The sequence below is a fragment of the Streptomyces sp. NPDC004561 genome (assembly GCF_053602155.1).
Genome location: NZ_JBSGDB010000453.1, coordinates 1 through 7060, shown reverse-complemented (window position 1 = coordinate 7060; position 7060 = coordinate 1). Strand labels below are relative to the sequence as shown.

Genomic DNA, 7060 nt, shown 5'->3' with positions numbered 1-7060 from the left:
GCCGGGGCGCTCCGGCGCCCACCGGCCGGGCCGGCCGGACGGTGGGCGCGTGGGGGTTCGTACGTGTGGGGCGCGGGCGCCTGGGCTACGAGTGGCCGAGTTCGGCCGTCGCCTCGTCGCTCGCCTCCGGGACCGAGCCGGAGTCGCGGGCCGGGCGGAGCGGGAAGGGCTCGACCCGGGTCTCGTCGATGACCGGCGGGGGCGGCTGCGGGGGCCTCGGCATGACCGCGGCCTCCGAGTGGCCGCCGCAGCCGTAGGCGAGGGAGACCACACGGCCGTCGGCCGGGGCGAACTCGTTCGCGCAGACACCGAAGGCCTGGCCGAGGGAGCCGCCGATGGGGTTCAGGAAGCCGCACGTCAGACAGGTGGCCGGGGCCGCCTGGGCCATGGCCGTCTTGGGGCCGAACGACTCCTCCCAGCGGTCCGCCGCGCTGTGCAGACCGTAGCGGGACAGCACACGGGCGCGGCGCATGCCCAGTTCCTGCGCCACCGCGGCGATCGAGCCGCGGGACGGGATCGTGGGCTGGACGGCGGGCGTGCCGGGGGTCACGTCGGCGTCCTCGGCCTCGGCCAGCTCCGCCATCTCCTCGGACACCGCCGAGGTGGGCGCCGGCTGGTCCTCGCCGGTGTAGCCAGGCTCCAGGCGCAGGTCGTCCTGGTCGGTGGGGAGCAGATCGCCGGGGCCGAGGTCGCCGGGGCGCAGACGCTCGCTCCACGGCACCCACTCGGGGGCGAGCAGGGCGTCCGGGCCGGGCAGCAGGACCACCTCGTCCAGCGTGACGACCTTGGCGCGGGAGGCGCGGGCCACCGTCACCGCCCAGCGCCAGCCCCGGTAGCCCAGTTCCTTGCACTCGAAGAAGTGCGTGACGACGCGGTCGCCCTCCGACACGAGTCCGGTGTGCTCGCCGACCACGCCGGGTGCGGCCGCCTCCTCGGCGGCGGCCCTGGCGAGGTCGACCGCCTCGGCGCACAGACGGTCGGGGGTGCGGCTTCGCGTGGTCGCTGCGCTCACAGGTATCGCTTCTCTCCTACGCCGTCTCGTCGAGTGCGGCTGCCTCCGGCGGGTTGGCCGACGGAGCGGACCTGGGGACCGCATCGACGTCTGCATCCGCGCGCTCGGGCGCACCTCTGCCATCCATTCTGCGTTATGGCTGAGATACGCACGCTACACCGAACGAGATTCGTTGCCGCTCCGCGGCATTCTTTCCGGCCCTCCCGCCCGGGACCACCGGCCGGGAAGGCACCGGATCATCGCACGGTTCGCCGCCATACGTGGTGGATCCGCACTATGCCGGGGCTTCTCGGGGCACTATGAACCACGTGGCAACCGCGGACAAGCGTCGGGTTCGGGGGGGCGGCGCGAGCCGGGTGGGCGGTGCCGTCCGGTCCGTCGGGCGTGCCCTGCACTTTCCGGTCACCGGTGCCGCGCGCGGCATCCGCAGGGCCACACACGCGCACGGCGCGGGCGAGTCGGGGCTGGGCAAGCTGATCGAGCTGCACGCGGTGAACGGCGCGGGGGACGTGATGATCACCGTGGCGCTGGCGTCCACGGTGTTCTTCTCCGTGCCCACCGACGAGGCGCGGGGGCGGGTCGCGCTGTACCTCGCGATCACCATGGCGCCCTTCACCGTCCTCGCCCCCGTCATCGGCCCCCTCCTGGACCGGCTGCCGCACGGACGGCGCGCCGCGATGGCCGGGGCGATGCTGGCCCGGGCGCTGCTCGCGCTGGTCATCTCCGGGGCGGTGGCGAGCGGGAGCCTGGAGCTGTATCCGGCCGCGCTGGGCGTGCTGGTGGCGTCCAAGGCGTACGGGGTGGTGCGCAGCGCGGTCGTGCCGCGGCTGCTGCCGCCCCGGTTCTCGCTCGTGAAGGCCAACTCCCGGGTGACGCTGGCCGGGCTGCTGGCCACCGGGGTCGCGGCGCCGGTGGCGGCCGGGCTGCACCGGGTCGGCGACCCCTGGCCGCTGTACGGCGCCTTCGTGATCTTCGTGGCGGGCACGGCGCTGTCGTTCTCGCTGCCGCCCAAGGTGGACTCGGCCAGGGGCGAGGACGTGGCGCTGCTCGCGGCCGACGAGCGGCATCTGCGCGGGCGGGACCGCAAGCAGGCGAAGCGGCCGGGCCTGCGGACGGTGGGGCCCGCCGTGACGCACGCGCTGGGCGCCAACGCCGCGCTGCGCTGTCTGTCCGGCTTCCTGATCTTCTTTCTCGCCTTCCTGCTGCGCGAGCACCCGCTGACCGGCGAGAGCGCGGCGGTCTCGCTCGGGATAGTCGGGGTCGCGGCCGGTGCGGGCAACGCGCTGGGGACGGCGGTGGGGGCGTGGCTGAGATCACGCGCGCCGGAGATCATCATCGTCACCGTGGTCGCGGTGGTGCTGGGCGCGGCGATCGTGGCCGCGGTGTTCTTCGGTGCCTTCCTCGTGGCCTGTCTCGCGGCGGTCGCCGGGTTCGCGCAGGCGCTGGCCAAGCTGGCGCTGGACGCGCTGATCCAGCGGGACGTGCCGGAGCTGGTGCGCACCTCGGCGTTCGCCCGCTCGGAGACGCTGCTGCAGATGGCGTGGGTGTTCGGCGGGGCGGTCGGCATCGTGATGCCGCTCAACGGCAGGGCCGGCCTCCTGGTCGGCGCCGCGTTCGTGGCGGTCGGCTGGCTGACCACCCTGCGCGGACTCGTGGCCTCCGCCCGGTACGGCGACCGGCCCCGGGCCCGCGTGGCGTAACGAACCGGACATAGGCTCCCGGCCGAAGGCGCAGGTGGCGTAACGAACCGGGCACGCCGTACCCCACGTGGGCGGACGGCTCCGGGCGCCCGATAGCCTTCGGCCATGACCACGCTGCAATCCGCTGTGCGACGCCGCCGCGCCGTCGCCGCCGCCGGCGCCGTTTCCGCCGGACTGCTCGTTCTGTCCGCCTGCGAGAAGCCCACGCCCGTCGCGACGATCACCGTCGGCCGGGACTCGGTCAACTCCGAGGCGGTCTGCTACAACGACGGCAACGCGCTGGACGCCAAGTCGCTGGCCGAGTGCGCCAAGAGGGCCACCGAGGCGAAGACGATCACGGTGAGCCAGGACCAGACGGTCCGCATCGGCGTCGACCCGAAGATCGCGGACGCCGGCTGGGTCCTCCTGGTGAACGGCCGCCAGTTCACCGACACCAGCAAGGAGACGTACCGGACGATCCCGAGCAGCGCGTTCTTCAACGCGCAGTACGGCACCGGGGGCGACACCAACACGGTCCTGATCCAGATGGGCAGCAGCCCGGCCAAGGGCGTGTGGTCGTTCAAGCTCAAGAAGGCCTGATCACCACGTCCGCACGCGTTCTCGTCGCCACCGCGGTCCCCGCCGAACGGGACGCGGTGGCGCGGGCGTTCCCGGGCGGGGCCGACGAGGTACGGCTGCCGGGCGCGCTCCTGTGCCGTACGGCCGCGGGTGCCGACCTGCTCGCCGCCGGAGTCGGCCCGGCCCTCGCCGCCGCCTCCACCGCCGCCGCCCTCACCGCGGCCGCCCTCGACGGCGCCCCCTACGGCCTGGTCGTCTCGGCCGGGATCGGCGGCGGCTTCGCGCCCGGGGCGCCCGTCGGCTCGCTCGTCGTCGCCGACGCGATCACCGCGGCGGACCTGGGCGCCGAGACCGCCGACGGCTTCCTCCCGGTCACCGAACTCGGATTCGGGACCGTCACCCATCGCCCGCCGGAATCACTCGTACGAGTCGTGTCCGAGGCCCTGGGCGCCCCTACCGGCACCGTCCTCACCGTCTCGACCGTCACCGGCACCGCCGCCCGCGCCGCCGAGCTGCGCGCCCGGCACGCCCGCGCGCTCGCCGAGGGCATGGAGGGCTTCGGGGTCGCGGAGGCGGCCGGCGCCCAGGGGGTGCCCGTCCTGGAGATCCGCGCGGTCTCCAACCCGGTCGGCCCACGCGACCGCGCCGCCTGGCGCATCGGCGACGCCCTCGCCGCCCTCACCGGGGCCTTCGGGAAGCTCGCGCCCGCACTGGAGAGTTGGAACCCGACATGAGCCCACTGAGCCCCGAGAGCCGAGCGCTGCGGATCGCCTTCTCGCCCTGCCCCAACGACACCTTCGTCTTCGACGCCCTCGCCCACGGCCGCGTCCCCGGCGCGCCCGCGCTGGACGTGACCTTCGCCGACATCGACATCACCAACGGCATGGCCGAGCGCGGCGAGTTCGACGTGCTGAAGGTGTCGTACGCCGTCCTGCCGTACATCCTCGACGAGTACGCGCTGCTGCCCTGCGGCGGCGCGCTCGGCCGGGGCTGCGGGCCGCTCGTGCTCACCCGGGAGCCGGGGGCCGGGGGCACCTCCCACGCTTTCGGCAGTGGGGGACTGACGGGCCGTACGGTCGCGGTGCCGAGCGAGAGGTCGACCGCCTATCTGCTGTTCCGCCTCTGGGCGGCGGACACGCTCCCCGGCGGGGTCGGCGAGATCGTGGTCATGCCGTTCCACGAGATCATGCCGGCCGTGCGGGACGGCAAGGTGGACGCGGGACTGGTGATCCACGAGGCCCGCTTCACCTATCAGAACTACGGGCTGCACAAGCTCGCCGACATGGGCGAGCACTGGGAGCGCACCACCGGGCTGCCGATCCCGCTGGGCGCGATCGTCGCCAAGCGCTCGCTGGGCGCGCCGGAGCTGACGCGGCTCGCCGACTCCGTCCGCGCCTCCGTCCGGGCCGCCTGGGACGACCCGGAGGCCTCCCGGCCGTATGTCATGGCGCACGCGCAGGAGATGGACCCGGCCGTCGCCGACCAGCACATCGGGCTGTACGTCAACGAGTTCACGGCCGGCCTCGGCGAGGACGGCTACGCCGCGGTCCGCGGCCTGCTCACGCGCGCCGCGGCCGAGGGGCTGGTGCCGCCCCTCGGACCGAACGCGCTCGCGTTTCCCTGACGGCCGTTCAGACGTCCAGCTGGTCGGCGACCGCGCGCAGCAGGCCGGCGATCTTCTTGCCGGAGGTCTTGTCCGGGTAGCGGCCCTTCTCGAGCATCGGCGTGATGTTCTCGAGGAGGGTCGTCAGATCCTGCACGATCGAGGCCAGCTCGTCCGGCTTCTTGCGCTGGGCGGCGGCGACCGACGGGGTCGGGTCGAGCACGACCACCGACAGCGCCTGGTCACCGCGCTGACCGGCGACGACGCCGAACTCCACGCGCTGTCCCGGCTTGAGCGCATCGACTCCGGCGGGGAGAACCGAGGAATGGACGAAGACGTCACCGCCGTCGTCGCGGGAGAGAAAGCCGAAGCCCTTCTCGCTGTTGAACCACTTGACCTTGCCGGTAGGCACGTCTGTCCTCGTCCTCGTACTCGTCGGGAAAACTACTTCGGAAACGGCTCTTGATAGCAGTAGAGCGGGTCGACCACGACCCGCCGCTACCCAGGCTAATGGTCTTCGACCGGGTGACAAGACGTCCCCCGGTCGTTCTCTCGCGCAGGGAACTACCCTGGTCCGGTGCGTGACAAAACCCAAACGAATTCCGCCGGGCCCGGTGACGGACTGATCCGTGCCGGTGCCGTCGTGTTCTTCATCGGGGCCCTGGCCACCCTGGTCACGATGGTCCCGCTGTTCCTCGGCGCCAAGCCATTTCCGACCTACATGTACGGGCTGAGCATGCTCATGGGCGTCGGCTTCCTCGTCGCCGCCGCGGGTGTGCTGCGCTCGATCGCCGCCGGGCGGCGTCAGGCGCGGGACGCCTCGGCCCCGCGGTAGCCCGCCAGCCAGGCCGGGAAGGCGGACAGGTCGTCCAGGAGGACGTCCGCCCCGGCCGCGCGCAGGTCGTCGGCGGGGCAGGGGCCGGTCGCCACGGCCACCGACAGCGCGCCCGCCGTACGGGCCCCGCGCACGTCCCCGGTGTGGTCGCCGACGTACACGCCCGCGCCGTACTCGCGCAGCGCCCGGGCCTTCTGCTCGGCCCACAGGTCGCCCACCACGACGTCCGGCTCGATGCCCAGGTGGGCCAGGTGCAGCTTGGCGCTCGGCTCGTACTTCGCCGTGACCACCATGGTCCGCCCGCCGGCCGCCCGCACCGCGTCGATCGCCTCCCGGGCGCCCCGCATGGCGGGAGAGGCCGCGACGGCCAGGGACGGGTACATCTCCCGGTACAGGTCCGCCATCGCGGGCACCCGCTCCGCCGCGAACCAGTTGGCCAGCTCCTCCACCAGCGGCGGCCCCAGCCGGGTCACCGCCAGATCGGCGTCGATGTACGTCCCCGTGCGCTCCGACAGCGCCACGTAGCACGCGCGGATGCCCGGACGGGAGTCGATGAGGGTCATGTCGAGGTCGAAACCGACGGTGAGGGAGGCCATGGGGGACATTCTGCCGGGTGGGTACGACGAGCCCGGCGGGTGTTCAGCCCCTGCGCTGCGAGCGCCACACCAGGTACAGCGCCGAGGCCACGGCCGCGCCGCGGACCACCCAGGGCCAGGTCTGGGTGAGGGCGTCGTTCATGTGGCCGTGCGCGATCGGGGTGCCCCAGCGGCCGTTCTCCCGGCCCCAGAGCCACACCAGTCCCGCCGCGGCCGCGGCGCCGGGGAGGACCAGGACGGCCCACTTGCTCTCCGCGGGGCTCAGGCGCCGGGAGGTGTAGGCGATCAGCCAGCCGCCGAGCAGCGCGAACCAGTTGCCGAGCACGGCCCCGGCGACCAGCGCGGCGGCGGCCAGCAGCAGCAGGGGGTTGGACCAGCCGGCGGCGGGACCGGGCAGCAGACGGCGGGCGGGCGCCGGGGTCCCCGCGGGGGCGTCCGCCGGGGCGGGACCCCGGCGGGAGAACAGGCGGCGGCGACGCGCGGGCGCGGCCTCGGTGCCGGCCGGCTCCGCCTCGGCCGAGGGGTCCTCGGCCTTCTTCTCCGTCTCCTGCGGCGGCCGTTTGAGCAGGTCGGGGATCTCCACACCGCCGACGAACCCCGGCACCGGGTCGGTGTCCCGGAAGGAGCCGGTGAAGGGGCCGTCGGCCACCCGCCACCAGAAAGGCACTCGCCGCCGCAGAGGCGTTCGCCACCGGAGAAGCGCTCGCCACCGGAGAAGCGCTCTTCGCCATGCCGCAGCAGCGGGTTACCGCGCGG

General features: G+C 73.9%; 8 protein-coding genes and 1 pseudogene. 5 read left to right on the top strand and 4 right to left on the bottom strand.

The features are described 5' to 3' along the window. Positions 1–85 precede the first annotated feature (85 nt). On the bottom strand, positions 86–1012 hold the full coding sequence (locus ACWEN3_RS37520; protein WP_452980525.1) for a DUF3027 domain-containing protein: 927 nt from the start codon (positions 1010–1012) through the stop codon (positions 86–88). Positions 1013–1311: 299 nt separating this feature from the next. Here ACWEN3_RS37520 and ACWEN3_RS37515 point away from each other — a divergent pair, with 299 nt between their 5' ends. The 4 genes from ACWEN3_RS37515 (at position 1312) to ACWEN3_RS37500 (ending at position 4894) form a co-directional block, all read left to right on the top strand. Continuing rightward, positions 1312–2712 (top strand): MFS transporter, encoded by a 1401-nt coding sequence (locus ACWEN3_RS37515; RefSeq protein ID WP_452980523.1) that lies wholly within the window; start codon positions 1312–1314, stop codon positions 2710–2712. 105 nt (positions 2713–2817) lie between these two features. Next, a complete protein-coding gene (locus tag ACWEN3_RS37510) occupies positions 2818–3291 on the top strand; it encodes a DUF2771 domain-containing protein (protein WP_452980520.1) in 474 nt (157 codons plus the stop codon). Next, positions 3264–4004: a futalosine hydrolase gene (locus ACWEN3_RS37505; protein WP_452980517.1), complete on the top strand. Its 741-nt coding sequence runs from the start codon at positions 3264–3266 to the stop codon at positions 4002–4004. Before ACWEN3_RS37510 ends, ACWEN3_RS37505 begins: the two co-directional genes overlap by 28 nt. Beyond that, positions 4001–4894 carry a 1,4-dihydroxy-6-naphthoate synthase gene (locus ACWEN3_RS37500; protein ID WP_452980514.1) on the top strand — a complete coding sequence of 298 codons (894 nt, stop codon included), beginning with the start codon at positions 4001–4003 and terminating at the stop codon, positions 4892–4894. The genes ACWEN3_RS37505 and ACWEN3_RS37500 overlap by 4 nt, the downstream gene beginning before the upstream one ends. 7 nt (positions 4895–4901) lie before the next feature. Here the strand turns inward: ACWEN3_RS37500 and ACWEN3_RS37495 are convergent, their stop codons facing one another. Beyond that, positions 4902–5285, bottom strand: a complete 384-nt coding sequence (locus tag ACWEN3_RS37495; RefSeq protein WP_452980511.1) for a cold-shock protein — start codon at positions 5283–5285, stop codon at positions 4902–4904. A 165-nt stretch (positions 5286–5450) separates the two neighbouring features. On the opposite strand from ACWEN3_RS37495, the gene ACWEN3_RS37490 reads away from it, so the two are divergent. Next, positions 5451–5708, top strand: a complete 258-nt coding sequence (locus ACWEN3_RS37490; protein WP_452980508.1) for a hypothetical protein — start codon at positions 5451–5453, stop codon at positions 5706–5708. Here ACWEN3_RS37490 and ACWEN3_RS37485 read toward each other — a convergent pair. Further along, positions 5678–6313 carry an HAD family hydrolase gene (locus ACWEN3_RS37485; protein ID WP_452980505.1) on the bottom strand — a complete coding sequence of 212 codons (636 nt, stop codon included), beginning with the start codon at positions 6311–6313 and terminating at the stop codon, positions 5678–5680. The genes ACWEN3_RS37490 and ACWEN3_RS37485 overlap by 31 nt on opposite strands. A 34-nt stretch (positions 6314–6347) precedes the next feature. Continuing rightward, positions 6348–6968, bottom strand: a pseudogene (locus tag ACWEN3_RS37480) (hypothetical protein); the annotation flags it as partial. Between the last annotated feature and the right edge of the window lie 92 nt (positions 6969–7060).

Excerpts from the sequence above, each read along its gene's own strand:
- ACWEN3_RS37515 (WP_452980523.1), top strand. The coding sequence starts at position 1,312 with ATGAACCACGTGGCAACCGCGGACAAGCGTCGGGTTCGGGGGGGCGGC.
- ACWEN3_RS37510 (WP_452980520.1), top strand. The coding sequence starts at position 2,818 with ATGACCACGCTGCAATCCGCTGTGCGACGCCGCCGCGCCGTCGCCGCC.
- ACWEN3_RS37500 (WP_452980514.1), top strand. The coding sequence starts at position 4,001 with ATGAGCCCACTGAGCCCCGAGAGCCGAGCGCTGCGGATCGCCTTCTCG.
- ACWEN3_RS37485 (WP_452980505.1), bottom strand. The coding sequence starts at position 6,313 with ATGTCCCCCATGGCCTCCCTCACCGTCGGTTTCGACCTCGACATGACC.